This window comes from Acinetobacter sp. IK23, from assembly GCF_035615275.1.
Classification (GTDB): domain Bacteria; phylum Pseudomonadota; class Gammaproteobacteria; order Pseudomonadales; family Moraxellaceae; genus Acinetobacter; species Acinetobacter seifertii.
Genome location: NZ_JANBNX010000001.1, coordinates 120271 through 139614, shown reverse-complemented (window position 1 = coordinate 139614; position 19344 = coordinate 120271). Strand labels below are relative to the sequence as shown.

Annotated in this window: 19 protein-coding genes; 7 read left to right on the top strand and 12 right to left on the bottom strand. The window is 38.0% G+C overall.

Going from position 1 to position 19344, the window contains the following annotated elements; genetic code table 11:
* Positions 1-179: 179 nt before the first annotated feature.
* Positions 180-1592, top strand: coding sequence for a Si-specific NAD(P)(+) transhydrogenase (sthA, locus tag MSG95_RS00830; RefSeq protein WP_004700414.1), 1413 nt, complete (start codon positions 180-182; stop codon positions 1590-1592).
* A 243-nt stretch (positions 1593-1835) separates the two neighbouring features.
* On the opposite strand, the gene MSG95_RS00825 is transcribed toward sthA, so the two are convergent.
* The 4 genes from MSG95_RS00825 to map form a co-directional block, all read right to left on the bottom strand.
* Positions 1836-3050 carry an MFS transporter gene (locus tag MSG95_RS00825; protein WP_324624565.1) on the bottom strand — a complete coding sequence of 405 codons (1215 nt, stop codon included), beginning with the start codon at positions 3048-3050 and terminating at the stop codon, positions 1836-1838.
* A gap of 169 nt (positions 3051-3219) precedes the next feature.
* Positions 3220-4566, bottom strand: coding sequence for an MFS transporter (locus MSG95_RS00820; RefSeq protein ID WP_004700421.1), 1347 nt, complete (start codon positions 4564-4566; stop codon positions 3220-3222).
* A 410-nt stretch (positions 4567-4976) separates the two neighbouring features.
* Positions 4977-6032: an OmpW/AlkL family protein gene (locus MSG95_RS00815; RefSeq protein ID WP_004700422.1), complete on the bottom strand. Its 1056-nt coding sequence runs from the start codon at positions 6030-6032 to the stop codon at positions 4977-4979.
* Positions 6033-6237: 205 nt separating this feature from the next.
* Positions 6238-7062 carry a type I methionyl aminopeptidase gene (map, locus tag MSG95_RS00810; protein WP_004700423.1) on the bottom strand — a complete coding sequence of 275 codons (825 nt, stop codon included), beginning with the start codon at positions 7060-7062 and terminating at the stop codon, positions 6238-6240.
* Between the two features lie 210 nt (positions 7063-7272).
* Here map and rpsB point away from each other — a divergent pair, with 210 nt between their 5' ends.
* The 6 genes from rpsB (at position 7273) to MSG95_RS00780 (ending at position 11638) form a co-directional block, all read left to right on the top strand.
* Positions 7273-8025 (top strand): 30S ribosomal protein S2, encoded by a 753-nt coding sequence (gene rpsB / locus MSG95_RS00805; protein ID WP_001982118.1) that lies wholly within the window; start codon positions 7273-7275, stop codon positions 8023-8025.
* 137 nt (positions 8026-8162) lie between these two features.
* Positions 8163-9038, top strand: coding sequence for a translation elongation factor Ts (gene tsf / locus MSG95_RS00800; RefSeq protein ID WP_019457162.1), 876 nt, complete (start codon positions 8163-8165; stop codon positions 9036-9038).
* A gap of 66 nt (positions 9039-9104) precedes the next feature.
* Positions 9105-9587 carry a DUF3465 domain-containing protein gene (locus MSG95_RS00795; RefSeq protein WP_004700425.1) on the top strand — a complete coding sequence of 161 codons (483 nt, stop codon included), beginning with the start codon at positions 9105-9107 and terminating at the stop codon, positions 9585-9587.
* A 96-nt stretch (positions 9588-9683) separates the two neighbouring features.
* Positions 9684-10508, top strand: coding sequence for a helix-turn-helix transcriptional regulator (locus tag MSG95_RS00790; protein ID WP_004700426.1), 825 nt, complete (start codon positions 9684-9686; stop codon positions 10506-10508).
* Between the two features lie 94 nt (positions 10509-10602).
* Positions 10603-11319 carry an AzlC family ABC transporter permease gene (locus MSG95_RS00785; RefSeq protein WP_004700427.1) on the top strand — a complete coding sequence of 239 codons (717 nt, stop codon included), beginning with the start codon at positions 10603-10605 and terminating at the stop codon, positions 11317-11319.
* A 1-nt stretch (position 11320) separates the two neighbouring features.
* Positions 11321-11638, top strand: a complete 318-nt coding sequence (locus tag MSG95_RS00780; protein WP_004700429.1) for an AzlD domain-containing protein — start codon at positions 11321-11323, stop codon at positions 11636-11638.
* Positions 11639-11676: 38 nt separating this feature from the next.
* On the opposite strand, the gene MSG95_RS00775 is transcribed toward MSG95_RS00780, so the two are convergent.
* The 8 genes from MSG95_RS00775 to MSG95_RS00740 form a co-directional block, all read right to left on the bottom strand.
* Positions 11677-12129 carry a DUF962 domain-containing protein gene (locus MSG95_RS00775; RefSeq protein ID WP_004700432.1) on the bottom strand — a complete coding sequence of 151 codons (453 nt, stop codon included), beginning with the start codon at positions 12127-12129 and terminating at the stop codon, positions 11677-11679.
* Positions 12130-12715: 586 nt separating this feature from the next.
* Entirely contained in the window at positions 12716-13333 is a 618-nt protein-coding gene (locus MSG95_RS00770; protein WP_002052473.1) for a septal ring lytic transglycosylase RlpA family protein, read from the bottom strand.
* Positions 13334-13623: 290 nt separating this feature from the next.
* Positions 13624-14625, bottom strand: coding sequence for a lytic murein transglycosylase B (gene mltB / locus MSG95_RS00765; protein WP_019457156.1), 1002 nt, complete (start codon positions 14623-14625; stop codon positions 13624-13626).
* Positions 14626-14644: 19 nt separating this feature from the next.
* Positions 14645-15787 (bottom strand): rod shape-determining protein RodA, encoded by a 1143-nt coding sequence (rodA, locus tag MSG95_RS00760; protein ID WP_004700437.1) that lies wholly within the window; start codon positions 15785-15787, stop codon positions 14645-14647.
* A gap of 126 nt (positions 15788-15913) precedes the next feature.
* On the bottom strand, positions 15914-16564 hold the full coding sequence (locus MSG95_RS00755; RefSeq protein ID WP_004700442.1) for a hypothetical protein: 651 nt from the start codon (positions 16562-16564) through the stop codon (positions 15914-15916).
* A 23-nt stretch (positions 16565-16587) separates the two neighbouring features.
* Positions 16588-17400 carry an NADPH-dependent 7-cyano-7-deazaguanine reductase QueF gene (gene queF, locus MSG95_RS00750; RefSeq protein ID WP_004700447.1) on the bottom strand — a complete coding sequence of 271 codons (813 nt, stop codon included), beginning with the start codon at positions 17398-17400 and terminating at the stop codon, positions 16588-16590.
* Entirely contained in the window at positions 17397-18170 is a 774-nt protein-coding gene (locus MSG95_RS00745) for an ABC transporter permease (protein WP_077165428.1), read from the bottom strand. The genes queF and MSG95_RS00745 overlap by 4 nt, the downstream gene beginning before the upstream one ends.
* Positions 18167-19102: an ABC transporter ATP-binding protein gene (locus MSG95_RS00740; RefSeq protein ID WP_004700452.1), complete on the bottom strand. Its 936-nt coding sequence runs from the start codon at positions 19100-19102 to the stop codon at positions 18167-18169. The genes MSG95_RS00745 and MSG95_RS00740 overlap by 4 nt, the downstream gene beginning before the upstream one ends.
* Between the last annotated feature and the right edge of the window lie 242 nt (positions 19103-19344).

Below are 19344 nucleotides of genomic sequence, written 5' to 3'. Positions count from 1 at the left end.
AGAGACATTGACATTGACATTGTATTATAGCCGAGTTCTTTGGTTAATAGCGGAAAATAACTATTCATATAATAAATGTGGTTATTCAGAAATATAGGGTTGAGAAATACATAAATTCACCGCATATTAGTCATAATCTATTATAAAATATGGTCATTCAAGAGAGGAAGGAGCTTTCAATGCCACGTAAAAAAGAGGTCGTTAGTGGGAATTTCGTTAAGTACGATGCGGTAGTTCTCGGTTCTGGACCTGCAGGTGAAGGCGCGGCAATGAAGCTTGCAAAAGCGGGTAAGCGTGTTGCAATTGTAGATGTACGTGATCAACTGGGTGGTAACTGTGCTCACGTAGGGACTATTCCAAGTAAAGCATTACGTCAAACAGTTTCTAGTATTATTCGCTATCAACGTGACCCGATGTTTCAAAAAGTAGGTGAATGGAAACAGTTCACCATGAAACAGGTGTTGCGTAACGCACACAAAGTGATTCAACAACAGGTTGATACACATACACGCTTTTATGACCGAAACAAAATCGGCGTATTTCATGGCCGTGCATATATTCAAGATAAAAATACAGTTTTAGTTTTTAGCCATGAAGGCATTAAAGAAACAATCATTTGTAAGCAAATCGTGATTGCGACAGGTAGTCGTCCTTATCATCCACAAGGTCTCGACTTTGACCATCCTCGTGTATTTGATTCAGACAAAATTCTTGATCTCGATTACTCAATTCAAAAAATCATTATTTACGGTGCAGGCGTTATTGGCTGTGAATATGCTTCGATCTTTATTGGTTTAGATCATAAAGTTGACTTGATTAATACTCAGCAAAAACTATTAAGTTATCTAGATGATGAAATTGCTGATGCTTTGTCTTATCACTTACGTGAACAGGGTGTGCTAATTCGTCACAACGAGCAAATGGATCATCTTGAAACATTTGATGACCATGTTGTACTACATTTACAAAGTGGTAAAAAGATTAAAGCCGATGCGATCCTTTGGTGTAATGGCCGTTCAGGTAATACAGAAGGCTTAGGTCTTGAGAATGTTGGGTTAGTACCAAACAACCGTGGTCAACTTTCTGTAAATGATCAGTATCAAACTGAAGTTGAAAATATCTATGCTGCTGGTGACGTGATTGGTTGGCCATCACTTGCTTCTGCTGCTTATGACCAAGGGCGCTGTGCTGGTGCAAACATGAGTGGTGAAGATGCGAAGCCAGTACGTGATATCCCAACGGGTATTTACACCATTCCGGAAATTTCATCTATTGGTAAAAATGAACAGGAATTAACGGAAGAGAAAATTCCGTATGAAGTAGGTCAAGCTTCTTTCCGTCATTTAGCTCGTGCACAAATTACGGGTGATACAGTAGGTGAATTGAAGATTCTTTTCCATCGTGACACTTTAGAAATTTTAGGTATTCATTGTTTTGGTAATAACGCTGCCGAAATTATCCACATTGGGCAAGCAGTTATGCACAGCCCAAACAATACTTTGAAATATTTTGTCGAAACAACGTTTAACTATCCAACCATGGCTGAAGCTTACCGTGTAGCTGCACTTAACGGTATGAATCGCTTGTTTTGATTTTAAATAATTTTTCAATAAAAAAGCCCGCAAATTTGCGGGCTTTTTTATTTTCATTAGACCATACGTTTTTTATATTTTTATGACAATCTACAGAGTGATTTCAGCGCCTCATCTTTCTAGTGTGCACAAAATGCTTGATTAAAATATTCAAATAAATCAGGTGTCTGTTTCCATAAAATGATGGAAAGAACCAAAAGAGCGACAATGAAGAAAGTCATAATTGTTTTCAAAAGTAAGGCATTATGCGTCATGAATAACAGCCTCCTCATTTACAAAGAAATGTACAATTACCCCTAATATACTCAAAGCTATTGAACATAGCCAAATCGCATTGTAATTACCTGTTAAGTCATGGTTAACGCCGCCAAGCCAACCACCAAAGAAAGAACCAACTTGATGGGTGAAAAACACAATACCGCTCAGCATTGAAAGGTATTTAACACCAAACATATTTGCGACAATGCCATTGGTGAGGGGAACAGTAGAGAGCCATAGAAGACCCATAACGACGCCAAAAGCATATACTGTATAAGTGCTTAAAGGTAATAGTAGAAAGGCAATGATCGCGATCCCTCTGCTACCATAAAGTGCCATTAATAATTTAGGTTTTGAGAAACGATCTCCCAGCCAACCCGCCCCATAAGTTCCCACAATATTAAATAAGCCAATTAAAGCCAGAAACACTGTACCTGTCGCCGCATCAAAGCCATGGTCGATTAAATAGCCTGGTAAATGTACCCCTAAAAATACAACTTGGAACCCGCATACTAAAAAACCTAAAGCTAACCACCAGAACGGCTTATGTTTTCTAGCAATATTTAGTACTTGTTTAAAGGTGAGCTGAGGTTGAGCGATTGCTTTTGGGGCTTGGTTGCTTGGCCCTTTTAACATCCATGCTAGAGGAATAATTAGAGCAATAAGGAGAGCACTCACCATTAAAGCTGCGGACCATCCTACTGTTTTAAGTAAGAGAAGGGTGGAAGGCAGCATAATAAACTGACCGAAAGAGCCTGCCGCACTGGCAATGCCCATTGCCATACTTCTTTTTTCTGGTGGAGCAGCTCGGCCTACGGCACTGAGTAAAACTGTGAAAGAAGTTGCTGATAAAGCTAAACCAATAATAAGACCTAAGCTTAAATTCAAAATGAGTACACTTGAACTAAAGGCCATTAACAGTAGGCCAAGGGTATAAAGCAGCCCACCAACAGCAACCACAATTTTACTGCCATATTTATCTGCAATTGCACCTGTAAAAGGTTGAACGGCTCCCCATATTAAATTTTGCATTGCGATTGCAAGACTAAAAACATGTTGCCCCCAACCAAAATCATGACTCATTGGAACTAAATAAAGGCCGAAACCATGACGAACACCTAATGAAAGAGCCAAGATAAGAGCGCTACCAATTAAAATGTATATAAGTGGCTGTGAGAACTGATTGCCTGTTTTAGTCATTGTGATTGGAAAATTATAGGAAAGTGATGAGTTATTGTAGAAGATGTATCGAAAGATATCGATATAGATGGTGGAATATTTAAGAAAAATTAAAAGGTAACAACGCTAGTCTCTTTATAACAAAAGCAAATCAGCAGAAATCATTTTAATTTCTGCTGATTATAAAAAATTAAGTTGCAGAATTACGCTCAAGTAGCGCTTCTTCAAAAAGGACTTGTTCTTTTTCTTTGTGTTCGGTTGTGAAGCGAATCAAAATCACGCTACAACCTGCAACCATAACCAGTCCACCTAAAATAAATAAGCAAGTTTGAATATCAAGTACACCTTTTAATAAAAAGCCAGCTGCAACTGCACCTGCATTACCACCCGCACCAATAATTCCTGCTACACCGCCTAATGCATTACGGTCAATAAATGGCACAAGAGCATATGTTGCGCCGCAGGCCATGTGTGTAAATAGTGCAAAAATAGTCATTGAAAGAATAGCGAGGGCGACACCATTCATTTGAGAGAAAAGGACTAAGAATAAACCTTCGCCTAAAATCATGAGTACAAGTACTTTCGTACGTCCATCTAGTCCTTTAGTAAGTGCGACTTTATCGGAAATAATGCCCCCTAGTGCACGTGCAAATAATGCAAGAAGACCAAATATTCCTGCCGTTAAACCCGCAGTTTTTAAATCCATTTTGAATTGATCAACATAGTACATGGCTGCTACGTTATGAATAAAAATTTCTATACCAAAGCATGCACCATAAGCCAGAAATAAAATCCAGACACGGTAGTTACGCGCAGCCTGCATTAAAATTGCCATACCACCTTTTTTGCCGCTGCCAACATCAATGCCTTGTGCACGAACTTCTTTAAAATCACCTTGAGGACAATCTTGAGTTAACTTCCAGTAAAGGACTCCCACAATCACCATCATCACACCCGGTACGATAAGAGCAATACGCCAGCCCATAGTTTGCTCAACACCGAACATGACAATTGCACCGAGTAATAAAGGCATTAAGGCTTGAGTTGCACCGCCGCCAGCATTACCCCAACCAGCCGCCGCTGCGTTTGCTGTACCTACAACATTAGGTGCAAACATAATACTTGTATGATATTGCGTAATAACGAAGCTTGCGCCAATTGCACCAATCAGTAAGCGGAAGAATAGAAATGATTCATAACTGTTGGCAGCAGCAACACCAAATACTGGAATACTGCCTAGTAAGAGAAGGGCTGTGTAGGTAATACGTGGACCATATTTATCGCAAAGGGGACCGACAGCGAGTCGCACTAAAATTGTAATTGCAACGGCGGCAATATTAATATTGGCAATCTGGTCTTTAGTTAAACCGAACTCACCTTTAATAACAGGCATTAAAGGTGCACAGGCAAACCATGCGAAGAAGCAGACAAAGAAAGCGAGCCAAGACATGTGAAAGGCACGCATTGCTGGAGTTGAGAAGCTGAATAATTTAATCTCAGTTGCTTTTTTTGCATCTAGATTGATATTTGAAGACATACGCCGTCCCTCTGAACTGAACGAATTTTTAATTTGCACGACAAAATAAATTGTCTATTTGCATACCGATCAGAGCGGACGTCTTTGGCCGTCTTGGTTTATCCATTGAATCGCCATTGATTCATCATGCTTTAGATAAAGCAAAGGATGTGCCAAAAAATAATTTTTACTAAAAGGAAAATGTTAGTTTTTAATTTTATTCAGTTAGTTGGAATTTAATAAAATTAATTAACAAAATAAAATTAAGAAAAAAGGAAACTACGGAGGTAGGACATGAGTTTTTCCTAATAATTTAATAAGAAATGCTCATTTTTTTAGCATATTGGTTTAAAAAGAAGCAGGATTCAACTTACCAGTAAAAAGCTATAAAAGCTTCAGTAAGGCTTTTATAGCTTGAGTGTTTTAAAAAATTAGAAACGGTAGCCTACACCTACATAAGTAATAAGTGGGTCGATATCAATTTTGGTATTCGCTTTAATTAGCTCTTTACCTGTATTTTGATCTGTGACATAAATTTTTGCCTCATTATTCATTTTTGAATAAGAAACTGAGCCGACGGCGAACCAGTTCGGATTGAAGTCATAGGTCGCTCCAACCGTAAGAATCGGTGCGAAAGTATCGGTCGCTTCAAGTTTAACAATAGGGTTAGCTGAAGACGTTTTACCGTCTAATGCTGCACCCGCTTGACCATCATGAATATTTTGAATCATATGGCCTGCTTTAATTAAATCTGATTCAATCCCTGAATTCATTTTTAAGTCATTAAAATAGGCATACATCACACCTGCACCAATGTATGGACGAAATTTATTTACACCAGATTTACCAAATTGGTAATGCAGTTCAACTGCTGGTAACCAAGCTCGTGCTGTGGCAGCTTTACCGCCTTGAGTAAGATCAGTGATATGAATATCTTCTTTTAGACCGATTGAACCAAGAGCTGTGTTTGCTGAACCAGATAATGGTGCATAAATATTTCCTTTACCTTTTATATCTACCTTTGGAGGAACGCCAGCTTTAATTTCCAGAGATAAATTATCTGTAAAATTATAATTTGCCATGATACCTAGAGTATCAACACTTTGAGCTTCTAAGCCTGTACCTTCACTTTGCCAATTTGATAATCCATTTACTTTTGCAGTACCTGTAAGAATGGATGGTAATGTATCTGTAGGTAGAATTTTAATTGCATCGTATAAGAGGGGATTGGAATTCCGATCCGCCGCATTTAAGACGGATTGTTTTGATACAGAACCTACTTTAGAACTGGTTCCTTCAGCGACACTGGTATTAATGTTGACTGGATTTGCGCTTCCTTGTGGCATTGCATGTAACCAGCCGGCAGAGACTGAAAAGCGTTTAAAACCATCACCATCTTTTAAGCTAAAATATGGAGAAGCGGCGAAAGTGACTGTTGGCAGAGCAAAAAAGGCAGCTGTCATACAAAATAATGACTTTTTCATCATAAAGGACTCCATGTCCGACATTTGTTTACTGATTTTTATTGAGCCCACCATAGCGCGTTTTATTAAATTGATTGTTTAATAAAAATTAATAATTGTAATTGTTTTGAAATATTTGTTTATATTTGGAAAGAATTATTAATAAAAAATACAAAATAAAAAACAAAAGGCTACTCAAAGTAGCCTTTTGTTAATGCTTATTAAATTATTAGTTGAAGCGAGAAAGGTCTTCTTCAGGACGAGCAGTTAACACTTCGATACCTGTTTGAGTCACTAAAATAGTGTGTTCATATTGAGCAGAAAGTTTATGGTCTTTCGTTACAACAGTCCATTTGTCACCAAGTAATTTAGTCTGCCAAACACCAGCATTGACCATTGGTTCAATCGTAAAGGTCATACCTGCTTCTAAGCGCATACCAGTGCCAGCTTGTCCATAATGCAACACTTGAGGTTCGTCATGGAAAACGGTACCAATACCATGACCACAATATTCACGTACTACGCTAAAACGTTCTGACTCAACATATTTCTGGATAGCATGGCCAATGTCACCTAGGTATGAACCGTCTTTAACTGTTGCCATTCCACGGTACATTGCTTCTTGAGCAACTTTACATAAACGGTTTGCCAAAATAGAAGTTTCACCTCCTACGACATACATCATGTTGGTGTCGCCGTGATAACCATCTTTAATTACGGTCACATCAATGTTAAGGATATCGCCGTTTTTTAAGATTTTATTTTCAGAAGGAATACCATGACACACGACATGGTTAACCGAAGTACAAATAGAATGTTGAAAAGCAGGGCGTCCTGGAGCACCGCCATAACCCACACAAGCTGGGATAGCGTGTTGTACATTTTCAATATGATTACGGCAAATCGTATCAAGTTCGAGGGTGCTTACACCGGCCTTAATATACGGCTTGATCATCTCTAGAACTTCAGCCGCCAGTCGTCCTGCAATGCGCATTTTTTCAATTTCATCTGGAGTTTTGATTAATCGACGTGGAGCTGTATAAGTACTGTTCATGATCTCTAAAAACTTTTGGTAATTTACAAGCGTCTATGGTATAAATAGCCGCCCATTTTATCAAATGCTTTTCGTGAATATCTTTTACGAAGAATTTTGATAGATGGAGTAAAAAATCCGCACATATATCGTCACATTACTCTGGGTGCCCGTAAAAAGGTGGAGAATGCGGATATATGGAGGCCTAACCCAACTTTTAAGGTAAAGAAAATGGCAGATTACAACGTAAGCATGCGCGACCTTCTTCAAGCAGGTGCGCACTTTGGTCACCAAACTCGTTTCTGGAACCCAAAAATGCGTCAATACATTTTTGGCGCGCGCAACAAAATTCACATCATCAACCTTGAGCACACTGTTCCTGCGTTAAATGATGCTTTGAACTTCGCTAACCAATTAGCAAGCAAAAAGAATAAAGTTTTGTTCGTTGGTACAAAACGTGCTGCTTCTAACATCATCCGTGAACAAGCTCAACGTGCTGGTCAACCATATGTAGACCACCGTTGGTTAGGTGGTATGTTGACGAACTGGAAAACACTTCGCCAATCTATCAACCGTTTAAAAGATCTTCAAACTCAATCTCAAGACGGTACTTTTGCTAAGCTTACTAAACGTGAAGCTTTAGAACGTACTCGTGAGATGGAAAAACTTGAGCGTTCTTTAGGCGGCGTTAAAAACATGGGTGGTTTACCTGACGCATTATTTGTAATCGACGTTGATCACGAAGCGATTGCAATTAAAGAAGCTAAGAACTTAGGTATTCCTGTTATCGGTATCGTTGATACAAACTCTAACCCAGACAACGTTGATTACGTTATTCCTGGTAACGACGATGCGATCCGTGCAGTAACTTTATATGCTTCAGCTATGGCTGACGCAATTCTTGCTGGTAAAGAATACGCTCAATCTCAAGCGAACGCTCAAGCAAAAGGCGATGACGCTGCGAAAGACGCTTCTGAGGCTTAATGCGTTTTGACGCAGGCTTGTCATTTTTGCGACATGTAATGGTGGCAAATTAAGCGTCGAGAGTGCAAACGGCCCAGAGTTTCTTTGGGCCGTTTTTGTTGAAAAGATTTATTTTCTACCGATTTTAGGAGATCAACATGACTGCAATTACTGCAAGCATGGTAAAAGAATTACGTGACCGTACTGGTCTTGCAATGATGGAATGCAAAAAAGCATTAACAGAAGCGAACGGTGACATCGAACTTGCTATTGATAACCTTCGTAAATCTGGTCAAGCTAAAGCTGCTAAAAAAGCTGGCAACATTGCTGCTGACGGTGCAATCACTATCGTTCAAGACGGTAAGAAAGCGATCTTAGTTGAAGTAAACTGTCAAACTGACTTCGTTGCTAAAGACGAAAACTTCTCTAACTTTGCACACGCAGTTGCTGCTGCTGCTTTAGCTGCTGGCGAAACTGATGCTGCTAAAATCGCTGAATTAAAATTGGCTGATGGCCAATCAGTTGAAGAAGCTCGTATTGCGCTTGTTCAAAAAATCGGTGAAAACATCCAAGTTCGTCGCGCGAAAATCGTTGAAGGCGAAAACTTGGCTATCTACAAACACGGTTTAAAAATCGGTGTTGTAGTTTCTTACACAGGTGATGCTGACACTGGTAAAGGTATTGCAATGCACGTTGCTGCATTCAACCCAGTAGCAGTAAGCGCTGAAGCTGTTCCAGCTGACCTTATCGCTAAAGAGAAAGAAATTGCTGAAGCGAAAGCGTTAGAATCTGGTAAGCCAGCAAACATCGTTGAGAAAATGGTAACTGGTTCTGTTGAGAAATACTTAAACGAAGTTGCTCTTGACCGTCAAATGTACGTTATCGACAACGACAAAAAAGTTGCTGACGTATTAAAAGCGACTGGTACAACTGTTGCTAACTTCGTACGTTTCGAAGTTGGTGAAGGTATCGAGAAAAAAGCAGAAATGAGCTTCGCTGAAGAAGTTGCTGCTGCTCAAGCTGCTGCGAAGTAATTCGTATCACAATAAAAAAAGCCCCTATGGGGCTTTTTTTATCCCTATTGAAATCGGAATATAAAGATGACAAATAAAAAAAATCTAAGTATTGGCGGCATTATTGTCTTATTGATTGCTGCATATTTCGGTCTAGATTCATCTGGGCATAAGAAGAATCAAACATCATCACCCACTCCGATCACTCAGCATACTGAAACGGCGCTTTCAAATGATGGTGCGGATACCATAAAAACTGCTTATGATCGTAAACAAAGTAATGTTCAAGTGCAGGGAAGTGGTCGAGTAAAAGCAATTTTAAGAGAAGATAATGATGGGACAAGACACCAGAAATTTATTCTTGTATTAAAAAATGGTCTTTCAATTTTGGTCGCACATAATATTGATTTAGCACCAAAAATTGAAGATTTGCAAAAAGGGGATATTGTCGAATTTAATGGTGAATATGAATATAACGAAAAAGGTGGTGTATTGCATTGGACGCACCATGATCCACAAAATCGACATGAAAATGGTTGGCTAAAACATAATGGGCGTATTTACCAATAGAAAACGGATATACATTTCTATCTAACAGCAATTTTGTTCTATGCATCTTTTTAAAACATGCTATGTTTTTTCTAGATAAGTAGATGAGATGTATATATGTACCGCGAACAGGCTGACTACTTGCATTTGCGAGAGTTGGGCGGTTTAGAACTATTAAAAGCACATTACCACCAAACGCAATTTTCAAAGCATACCCACGAAGGGTATTGTATTGGTGTGATTGAAGAAGGTGCACAGTCTTTTTTTAGGACGGGACAGCTACATGTAGCCCCTAAAGGCGACATTATTTTGGTGAATGCAGATGAAATTCATACAGGTTCATCTGCTGTCGAATCGGGTTGGCGTTATAGAGCAATTTATCCCACACCAGATATGCTTGCTGAAGTGAGCCAGGATTTTTTTGAGAATGGTCATGGCGCACCTTGGTTTCCTCAAGCAGTTATTCAAGATCTGGGTTTGTCTCAACAACTTTGCTTGTTATTTGATTTATTAGAACAAAAAGATAATTTTTTGCTGAAAGAAACCATGTATCTGTCGACATTGGCTTGTTTAATGATGCGTCATGGTAAATCACGGCATACCTTTTGTGAGCTACCAGAAGCTTATTCGAAAATCTTAAAAGTTAAAGATTTGTTGGTAGATATGCCTGAAAAGAATTTTTCTTTGCAGGAATTGGCTGATATGGTTGGATTAAGCGCTTGGCATTTTTTAAGACAATTTAAAAAATATGTGGGTTTACCACCTCATGCGTGGTTGGTACAGGCACGTTTGCAAAAAGCGAGACAGCTATTAAAGCAAGGTGATCAAATTGTGATGGTTGCACAGCAATGTGGGTTTTCTGATCAAAGTCATTTTAACCGTCACTTTAAAAAGGCAATGGGCGTTACACCTACCCAGTATGTAGCAAGCCTTAATCTCTAAAATTTATTTTCATTTCTAACCGCAATTTTGTTCAAGAGAGTTTGGGCGAAATACAAGAAGCTCTATAAATACCTAATGTTATAGATGTCTAGAGATGAATGCTCACTTAAATCAATCTGTAAGATTTTCTAAAGGCCAACCACCTTATCTTTTTTTACGAGGGGCGGTAGATATATTGCCATTGTCTATTTCGGTTATTCCGTGGGCTATTTTGGCTGGTTCAATGGCAATTCATGCAGGTTTATCATTTTATAAAGCATTAGCAATGTCAGGAATTGTGTTTGCTGGTGCTGCACAATTGGTCAGTTTGAGTATGGTGATGGAAGGTGCATCATTATTAACAATCTATATCACGATTTTCTTTCTTACTGCACAGCATTTTATTTATGCATTAACTTTAAGAAATAACATTTCTATTTTGTCTTTGCCAAAGCGATTAAGTTTAGGTTTTTTGCTAACAGATGAATTGTTTGCTTTAAGTGCTCCGAACGAAAAAAGGCATCCTCATTATTTGTTAGGGGCGGGTATATGTTTTTATTTATTCTGGGTGGTTTTTAGTTTAGCCGGAATTTTATTGGCTACGGCGATTCCAGATTTATTGTCCTACCATTTAGATTTTTCGATTATTGCTATTTTTGTGGCCATGATTATTCCTATGTGTAAGGAAAAGCCTGTCATAGCTGGAGTTTTAACAACTTGCATTACTGGCTTTTTTTTCAAATTTTTAAACTTGGAAGGAGGTATTCTAATTTCTGGTTTATTGGGAATGCTTATTGCGGTTTTTGCAGAAAATAGAACAGGAGAAAAATAATATGTCATGGCTCATGATTTTAGGATTGGCTGCTATTGTGTTTTTTAATCGTTATTATTTTTTAGAACCCAATGTAAAAGTAAAATTACCCGTATTGATGAATAAAATGCTAAATTATTCAGCACCTTGCTTATTAACTGCTATTTGTATACCAGTAATCTTTTTTGAGGGAAATGAACTAAGAGGTATTTTTGATAATCCTTACTTATACACGACAATATTTTGTATTGTAATTGCTTTCTATTTAAAAAAAGTTTTACCCAGTGTTCTACTCAGCCTAGCATTTTTCTATTTTATAAATTTTCTAATAAATCAGTAAATTTAAGCTGAATCTAAAAGATTCAGCTTTTTAATAAATTATTGAGTAATCAATTTGTTCTGCCGACTTTTCCACTTTGGCAACATTTTTCCAAGATACGCATCCATACACCAAACTGGACCAATCAATAAAAATTGTAAATCTTTAAAGAAGGAAGGTTTTTTCCCTTCAACTTTATGTCCGTAAAATTGTCCAATCCAAGCAATAACAAAAAGAGCAATATAAAACCCGACACCAACAGGTAGGACATAAATAAGCCAAGCCATTACAACGAGAAGTGCAGCCATTGCTACTGCAAGTACAAGATCGAGTCGAGCATAGAAAATTAGAGTCAGTACAATGAGTAAAGCAGTGAGTAAGGCGCTAAAGTGGGCAATGATTCCGATAATAGAAAATAAAATAGCTGGGACGCATACCCAGTGGATTTTCTTGTTTTTTGGATTTTGATGGCTTTGACTGTATTCATCAAACCATTCACCAATAGATTTCATAGACCTTTTTCTCCATGTCTAATTTTGAATCATTCTTTTTATGCCTATATTTTAGCCTGTTGTTATCTGAGTAGACAAGACAAGTTGTACATGTTCCTTATCGTTTATTCATTTATTCTGAATATTCTTATAAGCATAAATTTAAGATCTGACCATCTATAAAAATAGGTTTGAAAAATTAAAAGATGAACTTAGAAAGAGTGAGATGTACTTAAAAAAACTCGAACTACTTATTTGCGGGTTTTGAAGTCAGGAAATGACCCAAAAAAGCACTTTTTTATGAAAAGCCGGAAAATAACAGAAAAATACTCAACTCAACTGCTCTTAAAAGGCGATAAATAGCCCTTTTTAGACTAAAGTGGTACTAGGGTAGCGTAATTTTTTTAAAATGGCTCTAATCGAAAAATAGAAGAAAAAAATGAGAGGTATTAAAAAGATGTGTTTTTGGGTTAAAAATTAATCAATTTTGTAATTAAAAAAAGAGTGAAAACATAAAATTTTGAGCATGATTTTTATATTGGGGGGCTAAAAATTAAAAAGCCACAAATTAAATTGTGGCTTTTTCATGAACTCTAGGAGTAATCGCTTATGAAGTAGGACCGTCTACACGTTCAATACTTACTTTTGCAGTACCAGCATTGGTAATACCAAGGCGTTTTGCTGCACCGTATGATAAATCAAGTACACGATTTGCATGGAATGGACCACGGTCGTTTACTTTTACTACCACACTTTTACCATTGTCTTTGTTTGTCACACGGATATAACAGTTCAATGGCAGACTGCGATGAGCAGCAGTAAGTGCATTCATGTCGAATGTTTCACCACTTGCAGTTTTACGGCCATGAAATTGACGACCATACCAAGATGCCATACCAGTTTGGCTAAACTTACGAACAGTATTTGAAGCTACTGTGTTAAGTTTTTCAATCACTGAAGGCTCATCTTCAGGGATTTCAATTTTAGCTGCGATAGCTTGACGGCGAATTTGATCGCCAGAACGTTCAGTGATTGAAAGACTGTTAATGTTAGAAAAACGAGAATTAAAGCTTTGAGTATCTTTACTCAATACACGTGCTGCTAAATTTGCATTTGGACCATCTACATCACTGTTTAATGATGATGACTGCATCATTTCAGCGTGCAGCGGGGCCATACTTAAACTAGCCGTCAGTGCAAGAATGTATTTCAGCGATAACTGCATTTATATAAACTCCTGAGAACATGCTCTTTTTCTTTTAGCCGGCAGACTAAAAATTGAAGTGAACATGCCTAATTATTCACTTTTGCAATTGCTTGATTGGGGTGGATAATATTCATCGCTTACGGAGAGTGTCTAGTCTTTAACGAGAAATAGTTACAAAAAGGGCAAAAACTTACAGTTTTAGATTAAAAAATAATCAAATATGTAACAGGATATTTAAAATGTGTGTATTGTGATCGATTTAACAAAAATATTTATTGACTTTTACAAAAACCCATCAAAAAGCTAGCCTATCGGCTAGCTACTTCTGTGCCTAACAACCATACTGCAGTCGCATACATTCGGCTTTTGTTATAAGTCGTAATCACTTGAAAATTTGGATAGGTTAAATAGTAAATCGGACCGTTATAGTCTTGTAATTGAATAACATTTACCATATCTAGGTCATCAATTTTAACTAAAGGGTTTAATGGTGAAATCCCTTGAGTTTTGAGTACGCCATATGGAGAGGGCTGAGTTAGGTCTTTAGCAATGATATTTTCTGGATTTGAGCCAACATAACGAGCCATGAAGCCAATCGGTTGATCGCGTTGCCATCCTTGTTTTGCTAAGTAGTTTGCGATTGAGCCAATTGCATCTTCCGCAGAGTTACGAAGATCAATGTGTCCATTACCGTCAAAATCGACTCCATACTTACTGATATTGCTTGGCATAAACTGTGGGTAGCCAATTGCTCCAGCATAAGAGCCAACAATACTATTGGTTGGATAGCCTTCTTTATAGGTCCATGCAATCAGAGCAGCTAACTCATCACTGAAATAATCAGCACGGCGCGGGTAACCAAATGCTAATGTCGCGAGCGCGTCACGAGTGATGAAAGAACCTTTATTGGCTCCATATCCTGTTTCAACACCTAAAATACCTAAAATGACAGCTTGAGAGACACCAAATTGCTGTTCAGCTCGGTTAAGTGCATCTGCATATTGGTTTTTAAAGCGGACACCACGCTGAATAGTGCCTTCAACCAAAAACATAGAGCGATAATCATACCAAGGCTTACTTTCACCTGGGCGAGTCATAATATTTATAATGTTTGGTAAATTTTTTGCACCGCTCATCGCGGCATCTACTTGTACACTGCTTAAACCATAAGTATTCATGGCTTTTTGTTTAAAATTTAAATAATTAGGATCATTTACAAAATCATTGGCCTGAGCAAAATGACTTGTGCTCACTAGACCAGTACACAAAGCGAGTACTTTTAAAGTTTTATTAACAAATTGAGACAACATATCTTTTTAAAATTCCAAATTATCGATGTGTATGAATAGACATGACTAAACCAAAAGTGGCCATTAAAGTAATAATAGCTGTACCGCCATAACTCATAAAAGGCAAAGGAACACCCACTACAGGTAAAATACCACTGACCATTCCTGCGTTTACAAATACATAAACAAAAAAAGACAAACCAAAGGCGCCAGCAACCAAGCGTCCATAATTATGAAAGCTCTGTAAACCAATTTGGAATGTTCTAAAAATAATAGCTGAATAAAGAATAACTAATATAAGCACGCCAATCAGGCCAAATTCTTCGGAATAAGCCGCAATAATAAAGTCAGTATGACCTTCTGGTAAAAAGTGTAAATGTGACTGTGTACCTTCAAGAAAACCTTTACCTGAGAAGCCGCCAGAACCAATAGCTGTTTTAGATTGAATAATGTTCCAGCCTGTTCCTAATGCATCTGCTTCTGGGTCAAGTAGCGTTAGAACACGTTGACGTTGATAGTCGTGTAAAAGGAATTCCCATGCAATTGGAATAACAATAGCGGCACAGGCTGCTGCTGCGCCGATCATACGCCAAGATAGACCACTTAAAAATAGTACGAAAATACCACTGGCTAATACGAGTAGAGATGTTCCTAAGTCAGGTTGTTCCGCAATGAGTAAAAAAGGAACACCAATTAACATTAATGATAAAATAACTTGAGAAAAGCTAGGGGGAAGTGGTTTGCGTGCTAAAAACCATGAAATCATCATTGGCATGCCAATTTTCATGAACTCACTGGGTTGCACACTTCCGAAACCGGGAATATCAATCCAGCGTTTAGCCCCCATACGAACTTCACCAAAGACCATAACTCCAATTAAGGAAAATAGTGCAAATAAATAAAAGTAGGGTGAAAAAGCTTGATAAACCTTTGGAGGAATTTGAGCCAGACCAATCATGACTAAAAAGCCAATACCAAAGCTCATAGCCTGTTTACTGACTAAGCCGACATCTTGTGCAGATGCACTATATAGTACCGTTAAACCTAACAGAGCATTTAGGAATAAAAATAGGCATAACCAAGGGTCAATATGGAGTTGCTGCCAACGTGAAGGTTGCATGGCAGTACTAAGACCATCTCGAGGAGCTTGGCGTAAAAATTTATATTGTGGACTAGGAGACATGCGGCTTTAACTAGGTCAATCAGTGCTTGGCGCATGCTAACATAAACGTGATTTATGGCAATGTATATCAATATTTTGCAATAAAAAAACCTGGCGTTTGCCAGGTTTCCGATAGTCTACTTTTTATTAGTTAAAGAATAGACCATCATGATATTCAGCCATCGCTTTCAATTCAGTGCGATTTAAACTTGGAATGAGTTTATCGATCGCGATATGAACCGCTTTAGTCACAGCAGCAGCGCCAATATCGGCTGCTTTACGCTTAATCATGCCTAAATCTAATGTCTTGTTAAAATCAGACATAAAGTGTCTAACCATAGCATCGCCAAACTGTTTATAGAGTTCTGCTAATGCTGCTTTATTAATGTCATTACCTGCTTGAAGCTCAGCAAAATTATGCTTCAAATTAGTCACTAAGCTAGCATCTAAAGCTACGCCAACTTTATATTGACCTTGTGGATCTTTAAATAAGCTTTTCTCTGAAAACTCAACTGACTGCTTAACAACGTCATTTGGTGCTTTACTGAGTAATTGCTTTAAAAGTACGGCAACTGTAGATTTGACATAACCAGCAAGTTTTTCGGCAGTATCTCTTTTTTCACTCGCTGGGAAATGTTGTACTAACTGAATCAGTACATTATCAATAATTTCTTCATTGAGTTGTAAAGCAATTTTGTCTCGAAGTGGATATAGCGGTTCACTAGAATTTTTATTCGCAATTCCAGTCTGCATATCGTTCAATAAGCCTTCAGAAGGGGTAAAACCAAAAAACGGCATGGTGTATCCTCAAATTATTCGTTTTATTGTCGTGCCAATCGAATCGGTTTTGGCATCCATGATAGATCCGATACTCGGCAAGGATTGATATCAAGTCCACCGCGGCGAGTATAAGTTGCATAAACCATCAGCTTTTCAGGCTGCAAATTTTGCCAAACATCTGCAAAGATTTGCTCAACACACTGTTCGTGGAAACCGTTATGCTGACGGTACGAGATAATATAAGCTAAAACACTACGATAACAAGGTTTTTTGCCCTTAAAACGGATAAAAACTGTCCCCCAATCTGGTTGTCCCGTGACTGGGCAGTTACTTCTCAAAAGATGAGAATACAGTTCAATTTCAACTTCTTCGTCAGACTCATCTAGTTTTAAAAGCGATGCATCGGGATGTTGTTCTAAACGTTCAGGTGTTAGATCATCAATACAAATGCCTTGTGGCTTGGAAATATCGAGATCATCTACTTGAAATAGCGTTAGCTCAACTTTTGCACCTGCCGCAGCCGATAAATCTTTTTCAACTGTTTCAATAAATAACGCTTTAGAGTCAAACTGAGTGAAGTTAAGACTATTGAAGTAAAGTTTTAATGACTTTGATTCGATCAAATTTGGTGAAGACGCTGGCAGGGTAATTCTGCCAATGGCAACCTGTGGAATACCGTGCGAATTTAACCAAGAGATTTCAAAAACATGCCACCAATCTTTACCTTGGGTAATGCCTTCAATATGTGAATAGTTTTCACGAGATTGAGCACGTGCGATTGGAAATAACACATCGGGTTGATAGCTGGTTGGATACTGGGTTTCTTTACCCAATAAAGACTGTTCGACACTCATTCACGCATTCCTGAACCACGAGCAAGTAAATAGTAAGCAACTCCGTAAAGTACAACACAACATAATGTCACAACGATTAAAGAGAACGTAACGTTCACGTCGCTATGACCTAAAATGCCGAAACGGAAAGCATTAACCATATACACAATAGGATTAATTAAAGAAAGTTTTTGCCAAAAAGGACCAAGTGCACTAATGGCATAAAACACACCACCTAAGTAGGTGAGTGGAGTAAGTACAAATGTTGGAATAATAGAAATATCATCAAAAGATTTTGCATAGACCGCATTAATAAAGCCGCCTAAGGAAAATAAAACAGATGTAATTAAGACTGTATATATAGTTACGAACCAGTTATGTATAAAAAGGTCAGTAAAGAACATACTCATCGCGGTAACAATGGCCCCAACTAGAACACCACGACAAATACCACCAATGACATAGCCCCATAAAATAATATGTAATGGCACAGGGCTCATAATGAGCTCTTCAATGCTTTTTTGGAATTTCACACTAAAGAAACTGGAAGAAACGTTCGCATAACTGTTGGTAATAACAGCCATCATGATTAGGCCAGGCACAATAAACTGCATGTAGCTTACGCCGCCCATTTGTCCAATACGTGAGCCAACCAAATTACCAAAAATGACAAAATACAAGCTCATGGTAATCGCAGGTGGTAATAAGGTTTGGGGCCAAATGCGAAGAAATCGGCGTACTTCTTTACGAACTAAAGTCCAGAGGGCAATTTGCAGTTGGTTAAAGTTCATTTTGCCTCTCCTTCAAGATTTTTCTCAACCATTTTGACAAATAGCTCTTCAAGGCGATTCGATTTGTTTCGCATACTACGGACACGAATACCTTGTGACTCTAAAAGTTGGAATAAGTCATTTAATGTATGTGCTTTATCCATGGTTACTTCTAAAGTGCTACTATCAATTAAGTTGAACTTCACTCCAATAATGTTTAACTGGAGTGGGGCAATCGGTTCTGCTAAATCGAAAATAAAAGATTCTTCACTCAACTGGTTTAAGAAACTTTTCATACTGGTGTCTTCTTTGATGACACCGCGGTCAATGATGGCAATTTGACGACAGAGCATTTCCGCTTCTTCTAAATAGTGTGTCGTTAAAATAATAGAAGTGCCACTTTCGTTCATTTCCGTTAGAAAATCCCACATAGAACGGCGTAATTCAATATCTACACCCGCAGTAGGTTCATCTAAAATAAGAAGCTTAGGCTCATGCATCATGGCACGGGCTATCATTAGACGGCGTTTCATACCACCAGATAGCATGCGGGCTTGTATATTGCGTTTTTCCCACAAGCCAAGTTTTTCTAAATAATGTTCGGCACGTTTTTCGGCAATCTTTTTGTGAATGCCGTAATAGCCAGCTTGAGTGACTAAAATATCGAAGGCTTTTTCAAATTGCCCGAAGTTAAATTCTTGAGGGACAACGCCAAGCTGTTGTTTTGCCAAGGATGGGTGAGTGTCGAGATTATGCCCAAAAATCTCAACTGTTCCTGAGGTCTTTTTTGTGAGGGAACTGATAATACCAATGGTTGTTGATTTGCCGGCACCATTTGGGCCTAACAACGCATAAAATTCACCTTCAGGCACAGTGAGGTTAATACCTTTTAACGCCTGAAAACCATTACGATATGTTTTGGACAAATCTTTTAATACCAAAGCATCAGTCATGAAATTCTCACATTATGAAAGAGGGGTATATTTTGAGCGATAATGATTAATAAACCAAGTAAAATAGTCGGAATTTTATGAAATTGAGATAAAATTATGAAGTTATTATATATAAATTGGTGCGCCCGGCGGGCACTTGATCAAAAATAACAACTTCTTAGGTTTTTTTATCTTTTCTTATTATTTCATACAAAACAATCAAATGCCAAATTGGTCAATAATCTGTACTTCTATTATTTCTT